23 protein-coding genes are annotated in these 26,628 nt (G+C 42.8%); 15 read left to right on the top strand and 8 right to left on the bottom strand.

The genetic code is table 11. The features are described 5' to 3' along the window. The first annotated feature begins 75 nt into the window (after positions 1-75). The 5 genes from JMX75_RS10615 to gspK all read left to right on the top strand — a co-directional run bounded on the left by JMX75_RS10615 (position 76) and on the right by gspK (position 4,018). Positions 76-759 carry a TetR/AcrR family transcriptional regulator gene (locus tag JMX75_RS10615; RefSeq protein WP_011513862.1) on the top strand — a complete coding sequence of 228 codons (684 nt, stop codon included), beginning with the start codon at positions 76-78 and terminating at the stop codon, positions 757-759. A 176-nt stretch (positions 760-935) separates the two neighbouring features. Then, positions 936-1,619, top strand: coding sequence for a prepilin-type N-terminal cleavage/methylation domain-containing protein (locus JMX75_RS10610; RefSeq protein WP_201532290.1), 684 nt, complete (start codon positions 936-938; stop codon positions 1,617-1,619). 3 nt (positions 1,620-1,622) lie between these two features. Continuing rightward, positions 1,623-2,102 carry a type II secretion system minor pseudopilin GspI gene (gene gspI, locus JMX75_RS10605; RefSeq protein ID WP_201532289.1) on the top strand — a complete coding sequence of 160 codons (480 nt, stop codon included), beginning with the start codon at positions 1,623-1,625 and terminating at the stop codon, positions 2,100-2,102. Then, complete coding sequence (gspJ, locus tag JMX75_RS10600; protein WP_201532288.1) at positions 2,099-2,941, top strand: type II secretion system minor pseudopilin GspJ; 843 nt, start codon at positions 2,099-2,101, stop codon at positions 2,939-2,941. Before gspI ends, gspJ begins: the two co-directional genes overlap by 4 nt. A 3-nt stretch (positions 2,942-2,944) precedes the next feature. Then, positions 2,945-4,018, top strand: coding sequence for a type II secretion system minor pseudopilin GspK (gspK, locus tag JMX75_RS10595; protein ID WP_201532287.1), 1,074 nt, complete (start codon positions 2,945-2,947; stop codon positions 4,016-4,018). Positions 4,019-4,067: 49 nt separating this feature from the next. On the opposite strand, the gene JMX75_RS10590 is transcribed toward gspK, so the two are convergent. From JMX75_RS10590 to ychF, 3 genes are all read right to left on the bottom strand, one after another. Further along, the gene (locus tag JMX75_RS10590; protein WP_011513857.1) at positions 4,068-4,748 is read right to left on the bottom strand and encodes a TetR family transcriptional regulator; all 681 of its coding nucleotides are present in this window, start codon (positions 4,746-4,748) and stop codon (positions 4,068-4,070) included. 82 nt (positions 4,749-4,830) lie between these two features. After that, a complete protein-coding gene (locus JMX75_RS10585; protein ID WP_201532286.1) occupies positions 4,831-6,264 on the bottom strand; it encodes a deoxyguanosinetriphosphate triphosphohydrolase in 1,434 nt (477 codons plus the stop codon). 136 nt (positions 6,265-6,400) lie between these two features. Beyond that, positions 6,401-7,492 (bottom strand): redox-regulated ATPase YchF, encoded by a 1,092-nt coding sequence (gene ychF / locus JMX75_RS10580; protein ID WP_011513855.1) that lies wholly within the window; start codon positions 7,490-7,492, stop codon positions 6,401-6,403. Positions 7,493-7,981: 489 nt separating this feature from the next. Between ychF and JMX75_RS10575 the strand changes: the two genes are divergently transcribed. After that, positions 7,982-8,527, top strand: a complete 546-nt coding sequence (locus JMX75_RS10575; protein ID WP_201532285.1) for an Rrf2 family transcriptional regulator — start codon at positions 7,982-7,984, stop codon at positions 8,525-8,527. A 347-nt stretch (positions 8,528-8,874) separates the two neighbouring features. Here JMX75_RS10575 and JMX75_RS10570 read toward each other — a convergent pair whose 3' ends face one another. After that, positions 8,875-9,621, bottom strand: coding sequence for a hypothetical protein (locus tag JMX75_RS10570; protein ID WP_201532284.1), 747 nt, complete (start codon positions 9,619-9,621; stop codon positions 8,875-8,877). A 211-nt stretch (positions 9,622-9,832) separates the two neighbouring features. Continuing rightward, complete coding sequence (locus tag JMX75_RS10565) at positions 9,833-10,255, bottom strand: tetratricopeptide repeat protein (RefSeq protein ID WP_201532283.1); 423 nt, start codon at positions 10,253-10,255, stop codon at positions 9,833-9,835. A 522-nt stretch (positions 10,256-10,777) separates the two neighbouring features. Between JMX75_RS10565 and JMX75_RS10560 the strand changes: the two genes are divergently transcribed. From JMX75_RS10560 to mmsB, 8 genes are all read left to right on the top strand, one after another. Next, on the top strand, positions 10,778-12,016 hold the full coding sequence (locus tag JMX75_RS10560) for an MFS transporter (RefSeq protein WP_265088677.1): 1,239 nt from the start codon (positions 10,778-10,780) through the stop codon (positions 12,014-12,016). A gap of 252 nt (positions 12,017-12,268) precedes the next feature. After that, positions 12,269-13,939: a fatty acid--CoA ligase gene (locus JMX75_RS10555; RefSeq protein WP_201532282.1), complete on the top strand. Its 1,671-nt coding sequence runs from the start codon at positions 12,269-12,271 to the stop codon at positions 13,937-13,939. A gap of 222 nt (positions 13,940-14,161) precedes the next feature. After that, positions 14,162-16,207 (top strand): propionate--CoA ligase, encoded by a 2,046-nt coding sequence (locus JMX75_RS10550; RefSeq protein ID WP_201532281.1) that lies wholly within the window; start codon positions 14,162-14,164, stop codon positions 16,205-16,207. Between the two features lie 324 nt (positions 16,208-16,531). Further along, on the top strand, positions 16,532-18,016 hold the full coding sequence (locus tag JMX75_RS10545; RefSeq protein WP_201532280.1) for a CoA-acylating methylmalonate-semialdehyde dehydrogenase: 1,485 nt from the start codon (positions 16,532-16,534) through the stop codon (positions 18,014-18,016). Positions 18,017-18,206: 190 nt separating this feature from the next. Then, positions 18,207-19,367, top strand: a complete 1,161-nt coding sequence (locus JMX75_RS10540; protein ID WP_201532279.1) for an acyl-CoA dehydrogenase family protein — start codon at positions 18,207-18,209, stop codon at positions 19,365-19,367. 44 nt (positions 19,368-19,411) lie between these two features. Beyond that, a complete protein-coding gene (locus JMX75_RS10535; RefSeq protein ID WP_201532278.1) occupies positions 19,412-20,194 on the top strand; it encodes an enoyl-CoA hydratase in 783 nt (260 codons plus the stop codon). Positions 20,195-20,253: 59 nt separating this feature from the next. Beyond that, a complete protein-coding gene (locus JMX75_RS10530) occupies positions 20,254-21,483 on the top strand; it encodes an enoyl-CoA hydratase/isomerase family protein (protein ID WP_201532277.1) in 1,230 nt (409 codons plus the stop codon). A 111-nt stretch (positions 21,484-21,594) separates the two neighbouring features. After that, the gene (gene mmsB, locus JMX75_RS10525) at positions 21,595-22,560 is read left to right on the top strand and encodes a 3-hydroxyisobutyrate dehydrogenase (RefSeq protein WP_201532276.1); all 966 of its coding nucleotides are present in this window, start codon (positions 21,595-21,597) and stop codon (positions 22,558-22,560) included. An 86-nt stretch (positions 22,561-22,646) separates the two neighbouring features. On the opposite strand, the gene JMX75_RS10520 is transcribed toward mmsB, so the two are convergent. Further along, positions 22,647-23,405, bottom strand: a complete 759-nt coding sequence (locus tag JMX75_RS10520; RefSeq protein ID WP_149409501.1) for an IclR family transcriptional regulator — start codon at positions 23,403-23,405, stop codon at positions 22,647-22,649. 646 nt (positions 23,406-24,051) lie between these two features. Here JMX75_RS10520 and JMX75_RS10515 point away from each other — a divergent pair. Further along, positions 24,052-24,933, top strand: a complete 882-nt coding sequence (locus tag JMX75_RS10515) for a hypothetical protein (RefSeq protein WP_020443660.1) — start codon at positions 24,052-24,054, stop codon at positions 24,931-24,933. Between the two features lie 128 nt (positions 24,934-25,061). Here JMX75_RS10515 and JMX75_RS10510 read toward each other — a convergent pair whose 3' ends face one another. Then, entirely contained in the window at positions 25,062-25,769 is a 708-nt protein-coding gene (locus JMX75_RS10510) for a 4'-phosphopantetheinyl transferase family protein (RefSeq protein WP_201532275.1), read from the bottom strand. A gap of 115 nt (positions 25,770-25,884) precedes the next feature. Further along, complete coding sequence (pal, locus tag JMX75_RS10505) at positions 25,885-26,403, bottom strand: peptidoglycan-associated lipoprotein Pal (RefSeq protein ID WP_011513840.1); 519 nt, start codon at positions 26,401-26,403, stop codon at positions 25,885-25,887. Between the last annotated feature and the right edge of the window lie 225 nt (positions 26,404-26,628).

The raw sequence follows: 26,628 nt of genomic DNA, 5'->3' as shown, positions 1-26,628 counted from the left end.
TTGATACTCCGAATGCCGATATGCCAATACGAACTGTGGTCATATGCATGATATTGTCAAGTTTTAGGAGAAGTTATGAGTCGTCAGCATCAATTCAAGGTACGAGAAGAGAATATCTTAGCAATGGCAGAGCAATTGCTACTTGAGTCAGGCGATGGCGACATCACTTTAGACAGCTTGGCAGACCAGCTTGATTTGGCTAAAGGCACATTGTATAAGCATTTCTCTAGTAAAGATGAGCTCTATCTGCGTATTATCATTCGTTATGAAGAGCAGCTGTTTGAGATTAATCGTATTGACGATTGCCCATCAGCAGGCGTCGCTCGTATGATTTTCCAGCAATTATTTAATCCACAAAAAGCCATGCTACTCAATCAAATCGAAGAGCGTTTGGCGGCATCAGTGACAGGTCTTAACCGCTTATTTGGTGAGCTGTATGATATTCGCCGTCAGCGCATGAAGCGCTTGATTGATATCATCAGTGCTTATCTAAAGGATGAGCACAGTAGCTTAAGCACGCGTGATTATCTATCGTCTATCTGGGCAATGGGTCAGGGCGGTGCAGGGCTGTTGAACTCAAGTTTTTATCAGCGTTATTTGGGACGCCGCGACACTCTGCGTTATGCCTTTGTCCAACAAATGCTAGAGCTGCCAAGCCATTACCCGGCGGCTGAGGATGAAGTGATGGATGAGGACATGCAGGAATTGGTCGAACAGATTGATACTGAGTCAGAGGAACATCGCAACACCAATTATTAGGTTTTTACTGTAACGTGAAAACCATGAGTCGTTATTTTATAAAAATCTGTGTTGTTATATGCTATATAGCAGCACATTAACCTTTACTTGATATGATCAATCCTCTCTCCCGTTTTATATCTCACCCAATATAACGTCATTTTTAAAAGAATGACGCCATCCTAGATGACCTCTGTATGTCAAAACTCTCATCATCAATGACACATCATCACACCCAAGCTGGCTTTACACTGGTTGAAATTGTTGTCGTCGTCGTTATTTTGTCTATATTCGCTGGCATGATGAGTTTGTCAGTAGGTAGTAGTGAATCGCGTAAAAATCGTGCTTTTTATGAGCATCTGACGGATTCATTAAGCTATGTTAGGCTGTTATCGGCTGAACGTATGCAGCCGATGGGTTTGAGTCTGCAAGCCAATAAGCAAGGTCAAATTACCCCTGTGATTGTCACTCTATCTAATCCTTATGTGGCTTATCAAACTGATACCTCGGCGTCGTCTAGTGGAGACAGTACGCCTAAGAATTCAATGGAGCTATCTGCCGATTTATCCAGTATGTCTAGTGGGATTAAAGATAAATTACCAACACCAAGCTGGGAGCTTGAGTCCGAAGTCACTTTGCCTGAGCTGCCTGCTGGGGTGAGCTTAGCCATACAAAGCCTAGATGCTGGTAATATGTCAAATAGAGGACAAATCCAAGCACTGCAACCTTGGTTTACAGATCAAACAGTGCCGCAAGTATTATGGTTTGGTACAGGGCAAGCAGCACCGGTGACCATTGAAGTACGCCATAATTCGCGTCTGGTAGGTGAGGTCATTACGATTATGCCCGATGGCAGTGTGTCGATAGGTCAAGGGCAATAACCGATGATAAATAATGACAGAGCCAAACCTAACGACATAAACCGAAAGCCAATCCTATCAAAGCTTGAGAGCGGATTTACCTTGATTGAGGTGATGGTTGCTCTAGCGATTTTAGCGGTTGTGGCAGTGGCTGCGAGCCGTGCCAGTAGTGCTTATTTAAGCTCGGTCGATGTATTACGGACACGTACGCTTGCACATTTTGTTGCCCAAAATGCTGCTGCTGACTTACGTATTCAAGACACCTGGCTAACTGCTAATAGTACCCAAACAATCAATACCCAAGGACGCGACTGGCAAATTACGATGACTGTGAGTCAGGATATAACGCCAGCATTAAAAAAAGTGAATATCGCCGTTGCGCCTATCATAGATGGTCAGACGCGTACCGCAGTCAATGATATCAATGTGATATTGAGCAACTCAAAGCAAGATATAGGTAGTTTGGACTTGACTGGCTCAAACCCAAATGGAGGTAGTCTGTGAAATCGCAGCATGGATTTACCTTACTTGAGCTTATGGTTGCTATGGCAATATTTGCAATGCTAGCAGTGGCAGGCTGGCAGGTGTTTGATAGCGTCAATCGTGCTCGAGAACGTGCCCAGTTCCATGCAGATAATTTAGCCGTTTTGCAATATGCTTATCTGCAGCTACAGCAAGATATGGGGCAAATCATTCCTTATCAAGCAGTAAATACTCAAAGTGCCAGTGCTTCAAATGTTGATAATGCAAATAATAGCAATCAAGAAAATGCACTACAGCCTGCGCCTGAACCTTTTATGAATCTGGATAGGGCACGTGTCAGCTTTGTCCGTTTTGCTGATCCTGATCCTCGATACCAAAGCAGTCCTAGTATGCAGCGCGTCGAATATATTTTTGCTGATGAGCGTTTGATTCGCCGTCAATATGCGAGTGTAGGTGGCAGTGATAGCATCAGCTTGGACAGTGTATTACTTGAAGGGGTGACAGCAGGGCAATGGCAAGCGTATTTGCCAGAAATGAGTACAAAGTTTCCCAATGAAGACAGTAATAGTAACAATGCCAGCTTGAATAGCCAATTTGGACAAGGGGCGGCGTCAACCACTGCTCAGCCTGAGAGTGTGCTGCTACCGAAAGGAGTTGCTATCACTTTCACTTATCAAGATATGCCGATTACCTGGCAGTGGGCGCTTGCTCCGCAGCCAATACCAAATAATAGTGCCAATAAAAAGAATACTCCTGATAATTCTAACGGCAACGGCAACGGCAACGGCAACGGCAACGGCAATAGTAACAATGATGCAGCCAATGGCAATGTAGATAATAATTCAGGGAATGGAATTTAATATATGCCAAGCATGCCAGTTATGCCCATGAAAGTCGACTCTCAGCGTGGTGTCGCGCTACTCACCATTTTATTACTAGTGGTTAGTATTACGGTGGTTGCAGGGGCGATGCTTGCCAGCCAAAAAATTGCGATTAGACGCAGCGGTTTGTTGTTTGATCAAAACCAGCTCTTACAAGATATCGATGCCGGTCAGCAACTAGCGGTTACGATGATTCGTGCCGATGCTAATCTAAATGACACTGATAGTACGCAAGATATCTGGGCAAAGCCTGTACCCCCTTATACCTTGGGCACACATAGTATTGGCATTGAAATACGTGATGAAGCCAGTCGCTTTAATATCAATAATTTATATCAAAACGGCGCAGTTGATAGTAATGCTTTGGCAGTGTTTCAACGGCTATTAACCCAATTGAATTTGGCGCCAGATATTGCTATTGCTGTTCTTGATTATCAAGATGCAGACAGTGAGGTTTATCAAGATGGCGGCGATGAAAGTACGGTTTATAACCAGCAGTCTAATAGCTTAGTGGATAACGATTTACCCAATCAACGATTGGTCAATATTGATCAGCTGCAAAATGTGAAAGGCATCAATGCGGAAGTATTGGCAGTGCTACGACCTTACATCACAGTAGTGCCACATTATTTACCTATTAATATGAATACAGCCAGTCCGGTGATACTTGCTGCTCTAATCGACGGCGCGACTAGCCAGCAAATGCAAACCATCGTTGACCTGCGGGAAAAGCAAGTAGTCGAGTCTATTGATGAGATATGGCAGTTGCCAATATTAAGCAGTTTGGATAATAAGCAACGAAAAGCACTAGCGCCACTCCTGGCAGTTGATAGCCAAGCTTTTACGGCACTTATCACTGCTACGGATAATGCAACCGTTAGTCAGGTAAGACAACGCTATGCAACCATCATGATTAGCAAGACTGCTACTGATGTTATGGCAAATAGCAATAACAGCGATAATGCTAATAGCAATAATAAAAACGCTGATAACAAAAAGCCCAAAGAGGTTCGCGTGGTGACGCAACGACTTTGGGCATTTCGACCGAATTTTTGATGATTATCACTAAACGATAATCATCAAAAACAACCAAATATATGTCTTATTAATCACTTAAATGAGTTTCTTCAGTAGATTTCCAATTATAAGCGCCATAAAACAACATCTGTGCTTGGCGCGTACAATTATGTAGCATCAGCTGCTTTCGTTGTTCAATTTCAGCCAAGTCGACTTCATCATCATGATCTTCAGTATAAGTCAGCTCTAGCCAATCAATAATCCAAGAAAAAAACATATTGACCCCAGCCTCAGCCAGCAGTCTACGATCATAAGTATTAATGTGGGTAAAAGCAGGTTGTAAGGCCAAATCGTCTGCTAAGCTTCCCCCATGCTGTTTGATAAGCTCATTGATGGCTTTACGGACGGCGTCCGAGCCACCATAGCGCTCACTGACCAAAAACTGCCAATAGTAGGGTTGCTCACTGACCATATGCAAGAATAGCTGAATACTTTTGGCGATTTGACGCTCAAAGCTGCGTTTACGTCCAATATGCAAACTCTCACTCAAAGTGGCTAATGTACCACCTAACTCTTCAATCACCAAAGCGCGACCGAGCGATTCCATATCATCAAAATGGCGATAAAATGCGGTCGGCACGACACCAACCTCGCGCGTGACTTGTCTAAGGCTAATAGAGCTAAAAGATTGTCCTGTCATACATAAATCGAGCACTGCATTAAAAAAGGCGTGCCGAGTTTGAAGTTTTTTTTGTTCGCGACTGCTCATAATATTTCAAAATTAACTGATAGATGTCTATCATACTCATTTCATTGCAAAAATACGAATGAAATACGCTTAAATGTAGCTTTTAAACAACAGTCCCCCAATGTCCCTGTAGCTCTTGAGCCAATCGATAAGCTTCATGGTCATTCATACCGGTTATAAAATCTAAGACATTGAGCATATTTTGATAAATATTATCTGTTAAAACACGGTGATGCTCATCAAGATGGGGCTTTAGCAACAGGAGCAAACGCTGTTGTTCAAAGGACATCGGTGTGCTTGTCTGATTTGTCCAAGCTAACGGCATAAAAGCATCCAACAGGCGATGCAGACATTGATTGGCCATTAGCTCCATGCGCACTTTACTTGGGTGGTTGAAGATTTTTTCACGTGCTAACTCTTTGGCTTGGGTAATACCATGCTGAACGGTCGCATCACAATGGGTAAATAGACTGCCTTGCAGTGTACCCGCTAGCATCGCATCACTATTATCAACAAATGCATCGGTGACGGTATTGACCAATCGCATCATTGCCCGTGCACGTAGTGATGCCAGATGCTGCCTGACGGACATATGTGTAGGCAGGCTGATAGTGCTAGGACGCTCGCCAATCAGCTCATAGAAGATAGCAGCCACCTCATTGTAGGTAAGCATATTTAGATTGATACCATCTTCTAAGTCTATCAGCGCATAACAAATATCGTCAGCAGCTTCTAACAAATAGGCGAGGGGATGGCGAGCATAACCGTCATGCTGCTCTGAGCGAGGTAGATTCAAGCATGCTGCTAACTCGTCTAACTGTGCGGATTCACTATAAAAGCAGCCAAATTTCTGTGCCTTAGCTGATATCCTGCTGTGCGGAGTACTTTGATGACTGCTTTGAGTGTCATTATTACTATGCGTCGCAAGCCAAGGATATTTCATAAACGCGCCTAGCGTGGCACAAGTCAAGCGCATACCACCTGCATCAGGGTGATGCTCATTACAAATAAGTATACGAAATCCTTGAGCATTACCTTCATAAGCCAGCAAGTCTAATTGCTCATTATTATTCAGATTTTGCAAAATAGCCTGACGGTCAGGATGCATAAACCAATCGCGAATGGCGTATTCTCCTGCATGACCAAAAGGCGGATTACCAATATCATGAGCGAGGCACGCCGCTTGTATAATCACACCCACATCAGCTGGCGTGACACCATCAGGTAAACCACCTTCTAGTTTGTCATGTAGCTTCTCGGCTGCCATGATGCCTAAAGAGCGCCCAATGCAAGAAACCTCTAGTGAATGTGTAAGTCGGGTATGAATGCCCAATTGATTGGTCAATGGATGGACTTGGGTCTTTTGATTGAGTTGACGAAAGGAATGCGAAAACACCAATCTGTCATAGTCTTTATGAAAAGAAGAGCGCGCAGTATCTTGAGCAGGGGCTTTTTTATGACTACCTAAACGCTGGGCACTAAATAGTTTTGCCCAATGTCTACGGCTATTAAGTGGTTTATTGATAGGAGCGATCATAGTGCATAATCCTTTATTCTTATTATTTAACGGCTGTCGCTCCCAGTATAATAAAAAAAGCCAACATCAAGGCTGGCTTTTGGTTGTTCTATGCTAAGACTGTGTAAACATGCTGTCTAGTATTAAAGATTAAGCATTAAACATTAAAACGGAAATGCATCACATCGCCATCTTGTACGATATAAGTCTTGCCTTCTAAGCGTGATTTACCGGCAGCAGCAGCACCTTTTTCACCGTTGTGTTCGATAAAGTCGTCATAAGCAATCACTTCAGCACGAATAAAGCCACGCTCAAAGTCAGTATGAATCACGCCAGCTGCTTGAGGAGCGGTTGCACCAACAGCGACTGTCCATGCACGCACTTCTTTTACACCCGCGGTAAAGTAAGTCTGCATATCAAGCAAATCATAACCACCGCGAATCACTTGGTCAAGACCGGCCTCGAGCATGTCCATCTCAGCCAAGAAGTCTTTTTTATCATCTTCATCAAGCTGGGCAATTTCAGATTCGATTTGGTTACACAATGCGATAACGATAGAATCTTCGCCAGTGGCATAGTTGCGTACGGCATCAAGATATGGATTATTCTCAAAGCCATCTTCGCTCACGTTAGCGATATACATGGTAGGCTTCAGAGTAATTAAACCATAACTTCTGATTAATTTTTTCTCATCAGCATCAAGATTGGCGGCGCGTGCGGCTTGACCTTCTGCTAATAACGGTTCAATTTTTTTGAAGATATCAAGCATAGCGCCAGCGTCTTTATCACCGCCTTTGGCTTTTTTGGTCAAGTTAAAGATCGCGCGCTCAACCGCTTCTAAATCGGCTAATGCCAATTCAGTATTGATGGTCTCGATGTCGTCGATAGGGCTAACGCGACCATCAACGTGTACGACGTTGTCATCATCAAAACAGCGTACCACGTGAGCAATCGCATCGGTCTCACGGATATTGGCTAAGAATTGGTTGCCCATGCCTTCGCCTTTTGACGCACCAGCGACCAAACCTGCGATATCAACAAATTCCATCGTCGTTGGTAGTACGCGCTCAGGGTTAACGATATCAGCCAGTTTCTTTAGGCGTGGGTCAGGCACTGGAACGATACCCGTATTGGGATCTTTGGTACAAAATGGAAAGTTTTCAGCGGCGATACCCGCTTTGGTCAAGGCGTTAAACAGGGTGGATTTACCCACGTTTGGTAGACCGACGATGCCGCAATTAAAACCCATAACATGCTCTCAATATATTGATAATATCAGTTGATATAAGACTTAGTAAAATAGTAAATCAAAATTGGGCGTATTGTAGCAAATTTAACCGAATATGGGTGAGGTTGTTATACTGGTTAATTGGAATTTCATCGAGCAGTATTAGCTGCCTTTTTGGTGCTCATTATTATGCTAAGCTACTGTAGTTGAAGCACTTCAAAATAGACAACGATAGGGTGCTTTTGTTGCCAGAATAGCATTCATTAACTTCTATTTCTCTCTTTAGACATTTAGACTCCTGATGGTTTTTATACGTGAATAGTCTAAGTCGCTGAAAGCAATAGATTTCTACTGTTTTTGTGAGAGCGGATAATAACTGATTCGATAAGCTTGGGGCGTTATTCCACATTCAATCCATTTCTTTTTATAAAGCGGTTTTAAATCACTTTACTTATCTAGCATAGACCTTAGAATAAATGAATAAACCATTAAAAATAGGAGCACTTTAAGGTGCGATTGACCAATTACAGTGATTATGCACTGCGCTCATTAATATATTTGGCAACTAAGCCCGAGCCGACGCTATTGGCAAATATCAGTGATATTGCCAATAGTTATCATATATCTAAAAGTCATTTGACCAAGATTATCCAGCAGCTCGGACAGCTTGGTTATATCGATAGTGTGCGCGGTAAGAATGGCGGTATTCGCTTAGCGCACGCGCCAAAAGACATTAATTTGGGTGAATTGATTAAAAAGATAGAGCCGGATTTTGCTTTGGTTGAGTGCTTTTCTACAAACTCATCGGACAGCTCGATCGCTGATATTAATAGTGCTGTAATAAATGATGAAAAGAACGCTAGCGTCAACGATATGTCATTAAAACTGATTGATGAAACTGTAAGTCACATAGCTTCAGGCTGTATTATCAGTCCGGTCTGTCAGCTAAAACAGGTGCTTGCTGAAGCGTTGACAGCATTTATTGCCGTGCTTGAACGTTATACATTGGCAGACATTATCGAGAATAAGGATGAGCTTGCAGCGTTATTATCATAATTTTCATAACATATTTTCTCTATTTTGAAAGACAATTTAAATAAGACAGGATGTTGTGATCTACTTAGCATCATTGTTAATTTACGATTAATATTATGCTGTTCTAGTGAAAACTATTTAAATTAACTTCAAGATTATTAAAGAGTCATATTATAAAATGCGTTTGCAAAATGAGCGCATCAGCTGTTATGGCAGTTATGTTATTAACAGGTTGCTCAAGTTTAGATATGGTTAGCAACGCCACTCAAGACAGTACCATATAAGTTACCCGACGTTGCAAACAGGGTTTCGCAATAAAAAAGGCTACCTATTTTAGTAGCCTTTTTTATCGTTTATCCAATCAACCATTACGCGTTTTCAAGCTTAGGTCGTGCTTTTGCAATCGCTTTTAATAATGCTTTCTCAAACTCACCGTTTTTAAACTTTACTAAATAAGAATGTGCTGCGCAAAAGTTGCGTACATCGCGCCAGTCATCTGCCAAGTTACTTGCCCAATCACAATACTCTTTGCCAGCATTCGGCTCATTCTTTAGTGCTTTTTTGGTAGTAGGATGTAGCAATAATTCAGGTAACACCGCTTCTAATAGCTTTGTCGGCGGACTCATAAAAGTATCATCGACGTGTAAGCTTTTGCTAGCAGGATGGAATGCCAGCAGCGAGCCTGCATGAATCATCTCATTAGGTGCGATATAGTGAACCCCTTGTGACAATGAGAATTTAAGCTCAGGATAACGCTCAGCGACCACATCACTTTCGACCAAATCGTCTGCCCATTGCACTTCAGGTACTTTTTTATGATGCCGACTACTGCCATAAAAAGTCGCTTGCGGAAAGTCTTTTGCCATTTGCGCGCAATGGACAGTATGAAAGGGGTGCAAATTAAGTACCGCTTCGACATCTTGCCCATTATTAGTCAGTGCCATCACTTGCGCTCGCACGTCATCAGTCAAGGTGTAGCTGTCTAAAAAAACAAATCGTCCAGAGGCAAGCTTAACCAATGAGCATTGTGTACCGATATTCAGCACACCGCCTAAACGAAACGTACCACGAATGTTCCAAAATCCTGCACCCAAATCTATGATTTTATCGCTCATTAATACTCGTCCTTATGGTTTATTTTTTTAACTATTTTAGTGGTTATACGGCTGCTGATATATAAACGCTTATGCCTATGCCTATGCCTATGCCTATGTATAGGTATACAAAGTTTGCCATAAAAAAGATAGCAGGATGTGTATCAATATACGAATGTAGAAATGTATTGATTTGATGTTGTGTTGGCACCGGATCGAAAGTTTGAGTTGTTTATTCTGCTAACAATTTGGTAAGTAATTCATCTATTTCCACTTTAAACTCTTTATCTTCGATTTTATTGGCGGTAATTTTTGCGTTCTGCAGGCTGGTAATTGCAGCTTCTTTTTGCCCCAATTCAACTTGGATAACTGCCATAGAAAATGCAATGGATGACAGATGGTCTTTTGAGTTGATGGCTTTGGCTTTTTCAAGCGCCTTATCATAAATGACCAACGCTTCATCTAACTCTGCAGTGAAGTCGGCTAGCGTTTCCCATTGCTCTGGATGGTCTTTGTCGGTATTTTCATTATCGACACAAATCGCTTTTAACTCGCTATATAGCCAATTAAAGGCTTCTTGATGTCCTTTTCTATCGGCTTCTAGTAGCTTTTCAGCCAAGGTATAAACGGACTTGTATATTTTGGTGTTAATCATGACTTACATCCTTTTTAAAATTAAGCATAGCGTTTTAGGCAACATATGGCTGAAATTACGGGTAACACTGTAGGTAAAATACGGAAAAATCGTTATTTTAACATCATTTGTGTTACTGCTGAACGCCATACATTGGAAGGGACTGTAAAATAGCACCCTACCTACGCTGACTCAAGAGACGATTGAGTTTATCCACGGTTTATTATTGAGCGCTTTATAAGCCCTTTTTATAGTTATAGGCTTATATTTGCAGGCTACTGCCATTATGGTGTTGAATGCTGTTTTGTAACATAGCGCAACCTGTGTTTGTTATGTGCTGTGATAAAATGCAACTTAACTTCTTTGATAATTATTGGCTTTGGAACTCAGCTGTTTTAGTGAATAAGACTTTAATGGAAAATACTGTGATTAAAATTGCCTTCATTAATTTTTTTGATGTTAAGTCATGATTTTTACAGTTATTAGATATTTTGTGTACGATTGCCATATTTCTATCACCCACGCCCAATTAGCCTAAGCTAAATGAGCCTTTTTATAGTCAGTACTCTTTTGAATAATCATATAAATAACAACACTACAAAGATACCCTTTGATTCGCCTTCATGGGTGCTGAAGTTAACTATCGGTCTGATTGGGATGTTCGCCTTTTTGCAGGTGTATTCTATTCAAGCGGTATTACCAGTATTGATGGTAGATTTTTCAGCGACTGAAGTGCAGGCAGGGATGGTTGTTGGCGCAACAGTGATGGCGATTGCCATTATGTCACCGTTTTTAGGGATGCTATCTGATGCGGTCGGGCGCAAATCTTTTATCGTTGGGGCATTGTTGTTTTTAGCGATACCTACTGCTTTAATCGCCCAAAGTCCTAGTATTGGCTGGCTTGGTATGTGGCGCTTTATGCAAGGATTGTCTGTCCCAGGCATTACGGTTGTGACCATTGCCTATATCGGTGAGGAGTTCGAGGGGCGAGCTGTCACAGAGCTGATGTCATTCTATGTCTCAGGCTCGGTACTTGGCGGCTTTATGGGGCGGTTCTTACTGGGGCATCTGCACGAGTTTATTGGCTGGCGTGCAGGCTATTATGTGATGGCAGCGATGACGCTTATCGGTGCACTATGGGTTGGCAAGATGTTGCCATCGTCGCGGCATTTTGTAGCCAATCCAAATTTTCGCTCAGCGATGCAGACGCTTGGTGAGCATTTGACCAATCGTTATGTGGTAACCGCATGTTTGCTCGGTGCTTGTGTGCTTTTTTCGCTCGTTGGTTGCTTTACCTTTATCAATCTACATCTTGCTGGCACGCCTTATGAGCTTAGCACTGGCGCGCTTGCCAATATTTTTGCGGTGTATTTAATCGGAGTGATTATCACGCCATTGTCGACGACATTATTACGTCGATTTGGGGCAGCACGCACTGTTCGAGTGGCAGTAATTTTTTCGATGCTTGGTGCGTTATTAACGCTGGTCACGCCATTATGGGGCATTATTATTGGGCTTGCCATTATGTCGTCAGGCGTTTTTGTTACCCAAGCAGCAACCATTAGCTATATCGCCGTCAATGTCAAAAACGGACGTTCATTAGCCTCAGGTTTATATTACATGGCTTATTATGCGGGCGGCACGATGGGCGCATGGCTGTGCGGTATCGTTTATGCACGTGGACAATGGTCATTAACCGTTTGGCTATTACTATTTGTACAAGTATTGGCACTTTTGGTCGCAAGTTTTGGCATGATAAAAACAAAACCGCGTCCTGCTTAATGCCAGACAAGCTAACACCAGACAAACCAACATAAGAGATAAAATAAGCTATCACAAGCTAAGCAATCGAGAAACGATTATTTTCGAACAATGAGTATTGTGCCACTTATGTGTCATGCCTTTACATGACGCTGGTTTTTTCTTACTATCAAGAGGTTATTGATAAAAACATCACTATGTAATCACGACTGATATCCAATCAATTGGTTTTTATCTGCACTCAAAAATACTATAAACAAGGACGTCAAACTTATGTCAAATATCTATCACAGTGCGCCATCCGCCTATGATTTTCCGCTATTGGTTAAGCAGTTATTAAACCGCGCCAAAACCGTATCACAAGATCAAGAAATCGTTTATGCAGATAAAAAACGTTTTACTTATAAAGACTTATTTAACCGTATCAATCGTTTGGCGAATGTTTTAGACGGCTTAAATCTGGATGCTGGTGATGTGGTCGCTGTGATGGATTGGGACAGTCATCGCTATCTTGAATCCTACTTTGCGGTGCCGATGTCAGAGTATATTTTGCAAACGGTCAATATTCGTCTATCACCTGACAAAATCCTTTATACCATTAATCATGCGAAACCAAAGGTGCTGCTACTCAACTCTGAATTTGCGCCGTTGGTCAAAGATTATCAGTTTGAAAACTCCAGCATTGAGCATATTATTTGGTTAGATGATAATGGTGTGACCTCTGAAGGCGTATTCGGGGGTAACCAGAACCGTGTCAAAGGTGAATATGAGGCGCTACTTGATGCTGCTGATGACCATTTTGATTTCCCAGATTTTGATGAAAATACCATTGCTACAACTTTTTATACCTCAGGTACGACAGGTGATCCGAAAGGCGTGTTCTTTAGCCATCGTCAGTTAGTACTGCATACTCTGACGGAAGCAGCGTCGATTGGTATGTTGCCAAATAAACAAGGCGTCAGCTATGGTGATGTCTATATGCCAATGACCCCGATGTTCCATGTCCATGCGTGGGGCTTTCCGTTTACAGCTACTATGACAGGTCTAAAGCAAGTATATCCTGGTCGTTATGCACCCGATTTGTTGATGGATTTGATTATCAATGAAAAGGTCAGCATCACCCACTGTGTACCGACAATTTTGCAAATGGTACTCAAAGAAGCGCAAGACCGCGGTGCCAGCTTTAATGGTCTAAAAATGATTATTGGTGGTTCACGATTGACAGAAGGCTTGGCAAAAGCGGCGATGGATCAGGGTATTGAAGTTTATACCGGTTATGGCATGTCGGAGACCGCACCTCTAATCAGTCTGACTGACTTTAGCCTCAATGAGCCCCAGCTGAGTGAAGAAGAGGATATTGCTCGCCGCTGTATGACGGGTAAGCCTGTACTTATGGTTGATGCTCAAGTATGGGGAGAGAACAATCAGCCAGTTGGTACAGGTCAGGACAATACTGGCGAGCTGGTATTACGCGCACCGTGGTTGACCCAAAGCTATTTAAAAAATGATGACGCTGGCAAAGAGCTGTGGGAAAACGGCTACATGCATACCCAAGACATCGCTTATATACGACCTGATGGCTATATCAAAATCACCGATCGCTTAAAAGATGTGATTAAGTCAGGTGGCGAGTGGATATCTTCACTAGAGATTGAGACGATTCTATCGCTACATCCTTCGGTGGCGGATGTGTCTGTGATTGGGGTACGTGATAAGCAATGGGGCGAACGTCCATTAGCATTAGTAGTACTCAAACCAAATTGCCAAGATACCAAAGTCGATGACATCAAAGCGCTGGCAGAGCAGGCAGTGGCCCGTGGTATCATTCCAAAATACGGTATACCTAGTCAGTTTAAGTTTGTCGATGAACTACCAAAGACCTCTGTTGGTAAACACGATAAAAAAGTGATGCGTAAGATGTATGCCAATCAGAGCGAGGTATAGTTTTTTTGAACTAACTCAACTATTCAGCAGATAACAGGCTTAATAGTTGACCTTTATGATTGGCTCTGCTACATTTTAAACCGATACACACTAAATCGATACATAGTGTATCGGTTTTTTTGATTTAGTAAGGATAGCTGGCCGGGATAGCCAGTCTTATATTATGATATTATCGGACAAATCATATCGCATTACCCATCATTTATGCTAAGGACAGCTATTATGAGCGCGCAAACCGCCACTGCAGTGACCAATCAAACGTCAGCCCCAACATTTCAAGCACTAAATACGACTCAAACCTTTGCTGAGATTTATCAGTCTTCTATTGAAAATAAAGAAGAGTTTTGGGCTGAGCAAGCCAAGCGTATTTATTGGCATAAAGAGCCTGAGCAAATCCTTGATGATAGTAATTTGCCATTTGCTAAATGGTATGTCGGCGGCGAGACCAATCTTTGCTATAACTGTGTCGATCGTCATCTTGCAGAACGTGCAGAACAGGATGCTTTTATTTGGCTGTCATCAGAGATTAATCAAGAACTCGTAGAAACCTATCCTGCTGTAGTCGATGCTTTTAAAGACTTGGGTAATAACGTTGAATTTTATACCGACTACACCAAGCGCCGCCTGACTTATAACGACCTTTATAAAGAAGTGAATTATTTTGCCGATGTATTAAAGCGTTACGGTATTGAGAAGGGCGATCGTGTCATCATTTATATGCCGATGATTTTAGAGGCCGCTTATGCAATGCTCGCCTGTGCGCGTATCGGTGCAGTGCATTCGGTGGTATTTGGTGGCTTTGCTGCCCATAATTTAGCCATTCGTATGGATGATGCTGAAGCAAAAATGGTCATCACAGTGGATGCAGGTTTGCGTGGTGGTAAAGTTGTCAACTATAAAAACCTTGTCAATCAAGGTATCGAGCAGGCAACCACCAAGCCTGATCATGTAGTAGTGGTCAATCGTGGTATTTTGCCGTTTGACGTAAAAGAGCTAGATGTGGATTATGCCACTGAACGCCGTATCAGCTGTGAAGCCAATGCTATCGTCGAGCCTGTATGGCTTGAGTCTAATACGCCATCGTATCTGCTTTATACCTCTGGTACGACGGGCACACCAAAAGGCGTGCAACGTGATACCGGTGGTCATGCAGTAGCACTGACCACATCGATGGACTATATCTACGACGGTAAGGCAGGCGAGACGTTTTGGGCGATATCTGATATCGGTTGGGCCGTTGGGCATTCTTATACCATCTATGCGCCATTGCTTGCTGGCATGACCAGTGTTATGTATGAAGGCTTACCGCATCTGCCAAATCCTGGTATCTGGTGGCGAATTGTGGAAGCCAACAAGGTCAATATTTTGTTTACTGCACCGACTGGTGTACGTATGCTGAAAAAGCAAGATGAGACATGGATGACGCGCTATGATGTCTCAAGCGTCAAATCCTTCTTTTTGGCAGGTGAGCCACTAGATGAGTCTACTGCCAGCTGGCTGACCAAGCATTTGGGCGTACCGATTTTAGACCATTATTGGCAGACAGAATCGGGTTGGCCTATTCTGAGTAATACTCCTAGGTTCGCTGATAAACCGCACAAACAAGGCTCACCTGGCTATCCTATGTATGGCTACGATGCGCAGATCATCAATGAAGAAACTGGCGAGCCGTGTAAAGCAGGCGAAAAAGGTTTACTCGCGATTCGCGCGCCCTTACCACCGGGTTGTTTGACCACAGTTTGGGGTAATGATAAACGCTTTATTGACAGCTACTTTAGCTTAGCGGATAGCAATCAATATTCGACATCGGACTATGCAGTCGTTGACGAAGACGGCTATTTTCATATTCTCGGTCGTACCGATGATGTCATTAATGTCGCCGGTCATAGACTGGGCACCCAAGAGATTGAAGAGGCGATTAGTATGCATGCAGAGGTCGCAGAGTGTGCGGTCGTGGGTATTCAAGATGAACTAAAAGGCGAGCTGCCGATTGCTTTTTGTGTGTTAAAAGATCATGAACTGGTGGCAACGACTGAAAACCGCTTTCGCCTTGAGCAGCAAGTGATAGGCGCGGTCGTCAAATCTTTGGGTGGTATCGCACGACCTGCTGCGATTTATTTCCCGCAAGCATTACCAAAGACGCGCTCTGGTAAGATATTGCGCCGTGCTATTCGGGCGTTAGCAGAGGATAAACCCACTGGTGATATGTCTACCCTTGATAATCCAACGGCTATTGATGCGGTCAAGCAATCTATGAAAGATTACTAGGCGCATTTTCAGGCACGTTTTAAAATTACCTTTATCTAAAAAAGCTCATGAATGCTCATGGGCTTTTTTATTGTCGTTAATAGCTTATGGGTTATGGTAGATAAATCGGACATTAACGTTAACTTTACTAAAAGCAGCATAAAGAGCTTGACCCTAAAATTGTTTTATTGTTATAGTCAATAACGATACGAAATAAATCATTTTAAAATTATATGACAGAATGATAAGTTCTAAGTTTTTAAATTTAAAGTTTTAAAACTCAAAGTCTTCAAAATTCTAAGCCGTCACCTAATAGCGGTCTTATAAACAAGATAAGGATATCTTATGCACCACGTCAAGCAGCTCATTAATGGTCAATTTGTTGATTCTAATACTAGCGAATGGATTGATATTACCGATCCTGCCACTCAAGAAGTTATCGCCAAAGTCCCACAAACGACAGACGTTGAAATCAATCAAGCAGTCGCTGCCGCTCAAACGGCTTTTCAAACGTGGCGCAAAACACCAATTACTACGCGTGCCCGTATCTTTTTAAAGTATCAAGCACTGATTCGCGATCATATGGATGAATTAGCAGAGATCTTGACTGCAGAGCAGGGCAAGACTATTGCTGATGCGCGTGGTGATGTATTCCGAGGTTTAGAGGTAGTCGAGCATGCAGCAGGTATTGCAAACCTGCAGATTGGCGACTTCGTTGAAAACGTTGCCTCAGGCGTTGATACTTACAGTATTTGGCAGCCACTTGGTGTTTGTGCAGGCATTACGCCGTTCAACTTCCCAGCGATGATTCCACTGTGGATGTTTCCAATGGCGATTGCCACGGGTAATACTTTTATCTTAAAACCTTCTGAACAAGATCCGATGGTGACCATGCGTTTGGTTGAGCTTGCGGTTGAAGCGGGTGTACCTGAAGGCGTGCTAAACGTCGTACATGGCGGCAAAGCCACTGTCGATGCCATTTGTGATCATCCCGATATCAAAGCAGTTTCTTTTGTAGGTTCGACCAACGTTGGTAAACACGTTTATGAGCGTGCCAGTCAATCAGGTAAACGTGCTCAGTGTATGATGGGCGCAAAAAACCATGGCGTTATCCTGCCAGATGCCAATAAAGAGCAGACTCTTAATCAGCTAGCAGGTGCCGCATTTGGTGCTGCTGGTCAACGTTGTATGGCATTGTCTGTCGTTGTCCTTGTCGGTGCTGCTGGTGAGTGGATTGATGACATCAAGGCCAAAGCAGAAGGTTTAATCGTCTCAGCCGGTAAGCACGATAAAGATTTGGGTCCACTGATTTCTCCTGCAGCAAAAGCGCGTGTTGAGCATTTGATTGGTACTGGTGTAGAAGAGGGAGCCAGTCTATTGCTTGATGGTCGTGGTATTACGGTTGAAGGGTATGAGAAAGGCAACTTCGTTGGTCCAACTATCTTTGATAACGTCACAAGCGACATGCAAATTTACAAAGAAGAAATCTTTGGACCTGTACTGTGCATCATGCGTGCCAATAGCTTAGATGAGGCAATTGAGCTGCTCAATGCCAACCCGCATGGTAATGGTACCGCTATCTTTACTCAGTCAGGGGCTGCCGCGCATAAGTTCCAGCAAGATATCCAAGTCGGTCAAATCGGTATTAACTTGCCAATTCCTGTGCCACTACCGATGTTCTCGTTTTCAGGTTCACGTGCTAGTAAGCTTGGTGATTTAGGTCCTTATGGTAAGCAAGCGGTGCAATTTTATACCCAAACTAAAACCGTGACGGCGCGCTGGTTTGATGATGAAGCAAGTCGCGGCGTCAATACAACTATTTCAATTTAATAATCAATCCACTATATTTGCGGTCTAACGTCAATCTTGCTTAATAGATTTTTTGCTAGAAAAGTATGATTTTATGATTGTCGTTATACCGCTGCTATACTGTATAAAATACACGGTATGAATAATATTAAACTGATGATTTATTCAGTTCTCTCCACCATATTTGTTTTGCATGCAAAAGGATGACCCCATGGATTTTTCATTAACCGATGACCAAATTGCCTTTCGCCAAACCGCCAGACAGTTTGCCCAAAAAGAGCTAAAGCCCAATGCTGCTGAATGGGATCGCACCTCGCATTTCCCGATTGATGTCATCAAAAAATCAGGCGAGCTTGGCTTTTTAGGGTTATACACCAACCCTGAGTATGATGGCTTGGGCTTGCCGCGTTTAGATTCTGCCATGGTTTTTGAAGAGCTAGCATGGGGTGATACCGCAGTAGCTGCTTATATGAGTATTCATAATATGGCAGGCTGGATGATTGGTGAGTTTGGTAGCGATGTGTTGTGCAAGAAATATTTGCCCAATATGGTTAGTGGTGAATGGCTAGGCAGTTACTGTTTGACGGAGCCTAATGCCGGTTCTGATGCCGCATCATTACGTACTAAAGCGGAGAAGCAAGGCGAGTATTATGTCCTTAACGGTGAAAAAACCTTTATTTCAGGGGCAGGTTCAACTGATGTGTTGGTAGTGATGGCACGTACGGGCGCTGCAGGACCAAAGGGGATTTCAGCATTTGTGGTTGATGCCGATAGTGCTGGTATTGAATACGGCAAAAACGAGCATAAAATGGGCTGGAAAGCGCAGCCGACGCGTACCATTAGCTTTAAAGACGTCAAAGTGCCAGTAGAGAACCTCATTGGCGAGGAAGGTCAAGGCTTTCGTATCGCCATGAAAGGGCTTGATGGTGGCCGGATTAATATCGGTATCTGTGCGGTAGGTACGGCGCAAGCGGCGCTTGAAACAGCGACCAATTATGTACAAGAGCGCAGTCAGTTTGGCAGCCCGATTGCCAGCTTACAGTCGGTACAGTTTAAGCTTGCCGATATGTTGACTCAAACCATCACGGCACGGCAAATGCTGTATTTAGCGGCGAGCAAAGTCGACCATAAGGATGCGCAAGCCTCTACTTATTGTGCGATGGCAAAGCGTTTATCGACCGATCTTTGTTTTGATGTAGCCAATGAAGCTCTACAATTACATGGTGGCTATGGCTATCTCAATGAGTATCCGCTTGAGCGTCATGTGCGAGATTTGCGTGTGCATCAGATTTTGGAAGGTACCAATGAAATTATGCGCGTGATTGTCTCGCGCCAGCTATTACAAGATGATGCATTGAGCCAACTGCGCTAACTATTTATATGAATAAAATGATTTTATGATAAGGATGTTTGCTCATGACGGATTATACCAACTTAAAACTATCGATTGATGGTCATACTGCGACATTAACCCTAAACAACCCACCTGCTCATACGTGGACGATGGACAGTCTTAAGGCGCTTAAGCAATTGGTCACTGACCTCAATGCTAATGATGAGGTATATGCACTAATCGTTCATGGTGATGGTGAGAAATTCTTTTCAGCGGGCGCCGATCTAAATAATTTTGCAGATGGCGATAAAGGTCGCGCAATCAGTATGGCGATAGCGTTTGGTGAAGCATTTGAAGCACTGTCAGCTTATCGTGGCGTGAGCATCGCTGCCATCAATGGCTATGCGATGGGCGGTGGTCTTGAGTGTGCGCTCGCTTGTGATATCCGTATCGCAGAAGATCATGCTCAAATGGCCTTACCTGAGACAGGTGTTGGCTTGTTGCCGTGTGCCGGTGGCACTCAAAATCTAACAGCTTTAGTAGGCGAGGGTTGGGCAAAGCGCATGATATTATGCGGCGAGCGTGTCGATGCCGAGACTGCACTACGCATTGGCTTAGTCGAAGAAGTTGCTGCAAAAGGTGAGGGGTTGCAAGCAGCTCAGGCATTAGCGAAAAAAGTCGCTAAACAATCACCAGTTGCAGTCAGTTATTCCAAAACACTTATTCAAGCAGCAAGACACACGCCGCCTGCGCAAAACCTTATCCATGAGCGTGAAGCCTTTATTAAATTGTTCGATACTGAAGATCAGCGCGAAGGTGTGCAAGCATTTTTAGAGAAGCTTAAGCCTGTTTGGCAAAATAAATAAACGCCATAAAATCAAACTTAATGATACTATTTTTCTTTTAATATTTGTAGGTCACATTTATGACAGCAGCTATAGAAGGCATATCAGACGCGCCGGTATTATTCAGCACCGAGCCGACAGATTGTGATCACCTTATTGGGATAATGACGTTAAATATGCCCAAATCTCTTAATGCCTTGAGCGTTGAGATGTGTCAATTGTTATCGCAACAACTAGAGCAGTGGCAAGGTGATGAGCAAGTGGTGGCATTGCTATTAAAAGGCGCAGGCGACAAAGCGTTTTGTGCAGGCGGTGATATTCGTAGGTTATATGACAGTATGTCAGCAACAGCGCCTATGCCAAATCCTTATGCGACAGATTTTTTTGGTCATGAATATAGTCTTTATCGACAAATGCACTTTTATCCTAAACCGTTAATCTTGTGGGGCGATGGCATCATTATGGGCGGCGGCATGGGGTTGATGGCAGGCTGTAGCCATCGCTTGGTCACTGAGCGTACCCGTTTTGCTATGCCTGAGATTACCATTGGTCTATTCCCTGATGCCTCTGGCAGTTGGTTTTTGCAACGCATGCCGGCCAAAACTGGTTTATTCTTAGGGCTGACAGGTGCAATGTGTAATGGTAGCGACGCAATGTTGGCTAACCTTGCAGAGTATGCTGTCGCCAGTAGTGATTATGATGCCGTCATACAAAGTTTAAAACAGAGCGATTGGCAGGTTGCAGCTAATAGTACGGATAAATGTGACAACAATAGCGCCTATAGTATCGTGAGTCGAGCATTGGCGGCGCAGCCTGTTGCTGAATTGCCTGCTAGTAAGCTTGCGCAGCATTGGTGTGCTATTCAGCAACTAATGAACAGAGGCGGTTTGGGTGATATCGATGCGCTATTACAAAGTGATGAGGCGCTCACACAGCTTGATACAGATTTTGCTGCCGACAGTTGGGCACAACGAGCCATTGCAACCTATCGACATGGCTGTCCAGTGACTGCGGCATTGACCTATGCGCTATATCATAAGGTGACGGATTTATCGCTAGAGCAAGTTTTGTACCTAGAGACCAATGTCGCTGTACATTGTGCGGCTAACCCTGATTTTAAGGAAGGCGTACGTGCGTTATTGATTGATAAAGATCGCACGCCAAACTGGTCTCGTACGTTAGCGGACTGCTTGAGCGCAGAGGGACAAGATTATATCCAGCAGCATTTTACCAATCCATATGCTAAAGGCGAGCATCCTTTAGACGATTGGCTTAGCGCTGCTGCATTGGGTAATGAAGCGGTTCGCTAACCAGATATTTAGCATCTGATTTAAGCCAACTTAACTGGATTAAGTGACTAGATTAAGTGAAATTTGAAAAATTAAAACTAATTGCATAATCAATCATCAAGGAGCGATGAGATGGCTACAAAGGATACAGGTTCAAGTAGTACAACTACGACTGATAATGATGGTAATACAGCAAAGCCAAATATTGCCTTTATTGGACTAGGTAACATGGGCGGTCCAATGGCAGAAAACTTGTTAAAGGCAGGTTATACGCTTTCGGTTTATGATTTATCTGTAGAGGCGACCGCGCGCTTGCAACAAGCGGGTGCCAATATAGCAGAGAGTCCGAAAGATGCTGCTCAAAATGCCCAAGTAATTATCAGTATGTTACCTGCTGGCAAGCACGTGCATTCTGTCTATCTAGGAGAAGGTAGCTCTGACGGTCTACTTATAGACTTACCAAAAGGTACTTTGGTTATCGATAGCAGTACCATAGCAGCAGCTGATGCTAGGAAAGTAGCAGAAGTTGCAAGTAAGCTTGGTATTGATTTTTTAGATGCGCCAGTCTCTGGCGGTACAGGGGGCGCTATCGCTGGCACATTGACCTTTATCGTTGGTGGAGACGATGCAGCCTTTGCCAAAGCTGAGCCGATACTGGCTGTGATGGGTAAAAACATCTTTCATGCAGGCGCACATGGTGCAGGACAAGTTGCAAAAATCTGTAATAACATGCTGCTTGGGATTTTGATGGCAGGAACGGCAGAAGCGATTAATCTGGGTGTCAAAAACGGTCTCGACCCAAAAGTGCTATCGGATATCATGCTACAAAGCTCCGGTCGTAACTGGACGCTAGAAGTCTACAACCCGTACCCGCAAGTGATGGAAAATGTCCCATCGAGCAATGGCTATCAAGGTGGCTTTATGAGTAAGCTGATGCAAAAGGATCTTAACCTTGCCATGCAAACCGCTCAAGATACGCATGTAGAGACACCAATGGGCGCTAAAGCAACTGAGCTTTATGCCGCGCATACCATCGAGAATGGCGATAGAGATTTTTCTAGCATTATGGCGCGTCACGACAGCTCTGTATTGTCTTAAATTATCAAGCACACAAATAAAAAAGGTCTGCATTATGGTAATAGTGCAGACCTTTTTTGACTTATTTCTAGTTTATATCAAGGCATTTAACTTGGCAGCTCATAGACCAGAGACTGAATATCTTGCGCCGCTTTTTGCAGTCGTGGCACATAGGTTAAGAGATCATCTAAAGACACCCGTATGGTCGGTGCATGCAGATATAGCGAAGCAAGGTAGCGTGATTTCCTATCCCTTATCGGTACGGCGATTGCCACCATCTCAGAGATAAACTCTTCGTTATCGATACCTATGCCTGTTTCAGCGATACGATCAAGCTCAGCGTTTAATTTGTCGATATCAGTGATGGTGTTTTTAGTGAACTTATCTAGTGATAAATTTTGTAGTATTTTTTCGCGGCTTGCACTCGGCAACTGACTTAAATACAGCTTCCCAGTCGCTGTACACCACATTGGCGACTTTGCGCCCACTGGTAAATAAATCTGTATCGGCAAGGTCGTTTGTGCGCGGTTGGTATAGATCATATTCATGTGATAAGGAACACCGATACCGCAGGTTTCTTTTAACTCATCGACCAGTTTTTGCAAAATCATTTGACGTTCATTAAAGAACAGTCGCTGCTGCCAAAGCTCAACACCCAAATTGCGTACACGTTTACCCGGTATAATACCGCCGCCAATATCAATTGTCACAAACCCTTCATCAACCAGATTTTGAATCAATCGATGAATGGTTGGCTTCGGAATATCAAGCTCCTGCGATAGCTCTAGTGGCGAAATCGGCTTTGAGGCATAAGATACCGCCTCAATAATCTCTAGCACACGGGTAATCGATGATACTTTAGGCATATAAATGACTCAGTAATAATAAAAAAACAAAGCAAGTAGTTGTATCGTAATAGATATAATCGCCTCTAAAAATAGAGCAGAACAGTCAAGGCGATAAGGCTAAAAATGGATAAGTATAAAAGCCTACAGTAATTGGCTTACTGACTCTAATTTAGCACAATATAACCCTTAGACAAGCCTACCTCTCATTATATAGTAACGTATTTACATTGCGTGGATTTATAACAAAATAATTATCTGAGAATTTTTTGGTTTTCTTAGCAATATTAGATACGTTCAGTCACAAAGTACAACAATCTGTAGTAATTAACTCCATAACTGTTATTGCGTTATTTCTCAAGATGCTTCATCATGCAGACATATTTTGTAATACCTTTACATGAGCGTTAAGCATTCCAATAATCATGTGTAGGCTGCGCGGTGGCTTTAATAGCATTGTGTAACAAAAAGGCGAAGTATTGCGGGCTGGTGTAGTAATTATTACAATATCTATGCAATCTTTACATAATGGTAAATAAAAAGTGCGTCTTTAGGGGTGACTTTTTGAGCCAAAATTGTTTTAATCCTCGCATCAAAATGATTGTTTAAAAAAGTTAGATTTTCATTTTTTTATGGGCGCGTTATTTCATACTTTAGGAGAGTAATTATGAAACTTATTCAATTAACAGCAATCACTGCTGCCGTTTTAGCCTCAACTGCTGCTCTTGCAGCTGATCCAGTTATTGTTATTGATGGCAATGACGCTGTTGTATACGAAGCTGAGCCAGTAGCAGTTGCTTATCAAGCAGACGCTGGTTATGCCTATAATGCAGATGCTGGTGTGTTACGTAACACCACTGGTGCAGTTGTTGGCGGTACTAAGACTTTCTTCCAAACTGTTACTCATCCAGCAGCGATCAGTGCTGAAGCTGGTACTTTAGGTTATGGTGCTAACATCGCTTGGGGCTTAAACGACAAAACTGAAATTCAAGCTGGTTGGGCAGGTGGCGATGCTGCTGAATTATTCGGCGGTGACTTTGATGCTAACGATGTAAACTACGATGTAGATACTGACTTTAGCAACCCGTACCTAGGCGTCCAATTACGTCCTATGGCGAACTGGTTCACTATGGGTGCTGGTATCATCGTTCCTGATAACGAAATCACTGCCACAGCTAATGCAAGAGATGCTGGTCCTAATGGATATTATCCTGTAGATGGCAAAAAATATTTTGTTGGCACTCCTACAAATGGTGACTATGATGCTTCACGTGGTGACCAATTAAATGTTGGTAGTGTTTCAGCTGATTTAGAGCATCGTAATAAATTAGCTCCTTATGCTACTATTGGCTTCCGTCCTAATATCACTAATAACTTTGGTTTATTCGGTGAGCTAGGTGCAGCTTATATGGGTAAAACGACTGCTACTGTTAATGCCACTGGCGCAAACGGTGCAGCTGCTGAAGCTCAAATTAAGAAAGAATTGGAAGACGAAAAATTTCTTGAGTGGTTGCCAATTGTTAAAGTTGGTGCAACTTACCGCTTCTAATTTAATGACAGTCTGAGTGCTGTTGTTAACAGAAGAATAAGTATAAAAAGACGATCCTTTTGAGGGTCGTTTTTTTATGTCTAAAATAAAGTAATAAATATCATTTATTATCAGGTATTTGAGATTTATCAATAAACAATAACAGTTTGCTGTGAGGAAATAACAGAAATTCGATAGTTAGTCTTATCATCAGTCAGAGTAAGCAAGGGTAGGGTTTCTATAGGCTGATTGAGTAAATCGTAAATGATGGCGGAATAATCCATGCCTAAACCTTGGGCAAGCGTATATTGATGTATCTTAATAAAGCTCTCTTTTATTTGCCACAGCCATCTTATGGCAGAGTTACGCTGTATTATTGGCAATGCTTGCAAGATAGCCAGCTCTTTTGGATGATAGAACCGCTTTGCTACCTGCCATTTCACGGCATTGACTTCGATATCAATACCCGAGGCACGATAGCGACTGATAACGACAGCGACCTTGACGTATGGTATGTCTGAGTTTTCTATATCATTTTGTATTCGAGTAGCATTTTTATTATTGCCATTGGTATGGCTAAAACACACATAATATTGGCTATGAGTAAGTCGATAAGGAAAATTTGATTCATCTAAACAATCGACGATATCCAGTCTTTTGAGCAATGCCTGCAATAATAGCCTTACACCTGCACGTTGCTGCTGGCGTTGGTTATAAGCAATTTGAGGGGCAGCTAAGCAAGTAGTGGTTTTTTTAATATCGCAATGTGAAGCACGCACTTTAGCAGTCGCACACCACGTCATTGTCATGGGGTCGAGCTGAGTATAGAGAATATCGTGTAGCATTAAGTTTTGCATAGTCTGTATATTGTAGAAACTTATGGTTTATATCGTGATTTATCTTAGCCTAACAAAAAGCCCAACAATAGGCTTGTTGGGCTTTTGAATGCTTATAATGTCTTATGCTATATACTTAGTAAGACAGTTCAGCACGGCGGTTTTGGGCATAGGCATCTTCGTTCGTACCGGCAGCAGCAGGACGCTCTTCGCCATAGCTGATGACACGGATATTATTTGCTGCAACGCCTTGTGCTGCTAGATAATCACGTGCTGCTTGGGCACGGCGCTCACCCAATGCGATGTTATATTCGCGGCTACCGCGCTCATCGGTGTGACCCGCGATAACTACGCCTGCATTTGGGTTAGATTTTAACAGACCTGCGTGTTGGTTTAAGACACCTGCAGATTGTGAAGTGATCGCACTGCTGTCAAAGGCAAAGTATACAACGGCTTGGATGTTCTCAGCACCGGTAATAACTGCGTTTGAGTTGTCTACGATAACAGCACCATTGTAGCCAACTTGACCGCCTGGGATACCTAGAGGGGCAACGACGACTTCAGAAGTGGCACGCTTAGTGGCACAACCTGATGCTAGAACAACAGCGCTTGATAATACAGCGAGGGCAGCGATTTTTGAAAAACTGGTTGACATAATAAGCTCCAAAAATTTTAATGAATTACATTTGTTGTTGTAAACTGCTTACGATAAAACTTAGGCAATTGCTATCTATAATATACTAAATGTTACTTTATGTAAGTACTATTACTGTAAATAATGCTAGAGTTTACAAATAGATATAATGCGCATTACGCCAATATTTACGTCATTATATAGGGATTCTTATCATTGTTACCTTTCTTATTTTAATTTAACAGT

Origin of the sequence: Psychrobacter sp. LFX-11D (genome assembly GCF_904846475.1) — a bacterium.
GTDB classification, from domain to species: domain Bacteria; phylum Pseudomonadota; class Gammaproteobacteria; order Pseudomonadales; family Moraxellaceae; genus Psychrobacter; species Psychrobacter cryohalolentis.
This window is presented reverse-complemented; position numbering and strand designations above follow the sequence as displayed.

What these genes read in the sequence shown, in the direction of transcription:
- JMX75_RS10615 (WP_011513862.1), top strand. Translation starts at nt 76, where the DNA reads ATGAGTCGTCAGCATCAATTCAAGGTACGAGAAGAGAATATCTTAGCA.
- JMX75_RS10610 (WP_201532290.1), top strand. Translation starts at nt 936, where the DNA reads ATGTCAAAACTCTCATCATCAATGACACATCATCACACCCAAGCTGGC.
- gspI (WP_201532289.1), top strand. Translation starts at nt 1,623, where the DNA reads ATGATAAATAATGACAGAGCCAAACCTAACGACATAAACCGAAAGCCA.
- gspK (WP_201532287.1), top strand. Translation starts at nt 2,945, where the DNA reads ATGCCAAGCATGCCAGTTATGCCCATGAAAGTCGACTCTCAGCGTGGT.
- JMX75_RS10590 (WP_011513857.1), bottom strand. Translation starts at nt 4,748, where the DNA reads ATGAGCAGTCGCGAACAAAAAAAACTTCAAACTCGGCACGCCTTTTTT.
- JMX75_RS10585 (WP_201532286.1), bottom strand. Translation starts at nt 6,264, where the DNA reads ATGATCGCTCCTATCAATAAACCACTTAATAGCCGTAGACATTGGGCA.
- ychF (WP_011513855.1), bottom strand. Translation starts at nt 7,492, where the DNA reads ATGGGTTTTAATTGCGGCATCGTCGGTCTACCAAACGTGGGTAAATCC.
- JMX75_RS10570 (WP_201532284.1), bottom strand. Translation starts at nt 9,621, where the DNA reads ATGAGCGATAAAATCATAGATTTGGGTGCAGGATTTTGGAACATTCGT.
- JMX75_RS10565 (WP_201532283.1), bottom strand. Translation starts at nt 10,255, where the DNA reads ATGATTAACACCAAAATATACAAGTCCGTTTATACCTTGGCTGAAAAG.
- JMX75_RS10560 (WP_265088677.1), top strand. Translation starts at nt 10,778, where the DNA reads ATGAGCCTTTTTATAGTCAGTACTCTTTTGAATAATCATATAAATAAC.
- JMX75_RS10555 (WP_201532282.1), top strand. Translation starts at nt 12,269, where the DNA reads ATGTCAAATATCTATCACAGTGCGCCATCCGCCTATGATTTTCCGCTA.
- JMX75_RS10550 (WP_201532281.1), top strand. Translation starts at nt 14,162, where the DNA reads ATGAGCGCGCAAACCGCCACTGCAGTGACCAATCAAACGTCAGCCCCA.
- JMX75_RS10545 (WP_201532280.1), top strand. Translation starts at nt 16,532, where the DNA reads ATGCACCACGTCAAGCAGCTCATTAATGGTCAATTTGTTGATTCTAAT.
- JMX75_RS10540 (WP_201532279.1), top strand. Translation starts at nt 18,207, where the DNA reads ATGGATTTTTCATTAACCGATGACCAAATTGCCTTTCGCCAAACCGCC.
- JMX75_RS10535 (WP_201532278.1), top strand. Translation starts at nt 19,412, where the DNA reads ATGACGGATTATACCAACTTAAAACTATCGATTGATGGTCATACTGCG.
- JMX75_RS10530 (WP_201532277.1), top strand. Translation starts at nt 20,254, where the DNA reads ATGACAGCAGCTATAGAAGGCATATCAGACGCGCCGGTATTATTCAGC.
- mmsB (WP_201532276.1), top strand. Translation starts at nt 21,595, where the DNA reads ATGGCTACAAAGGATACAGGTTCAAGTAGTACAACTACGACTGATAAT.
- JMX75_RS10520 (WP_149409501.1), bottom strand. Translation starts at nt 23,405, where the DNA reads ATGCCTAAAGTATCATCGATTACCCGTGTGCTAGAGATTATTGAGGCG.
- JMX75_RS10515 (WP_020443660.1), top strand. Translation starts at nt 24,052, where the DNA reads ATGAAACTTATTCAATTAACAGCAATCACTGCTGCCGTTTTAGCCTCA.
- JMX75_RS10510 (WP_201532275.1), bottom strand. Translation starts at nt 25,769, where the DNA reads ATGCAAAACTTAATGCTACACGATATTCTCTATACTCAGCTCGACCCC.
- pal (WP_011513840.1), bottom strand. Translation starts at nt 26,403, where the DNA reads ATGTCAACCAGTTTTTCAAAAATCGCTGCCCTCGCTGTATTATCAAGC.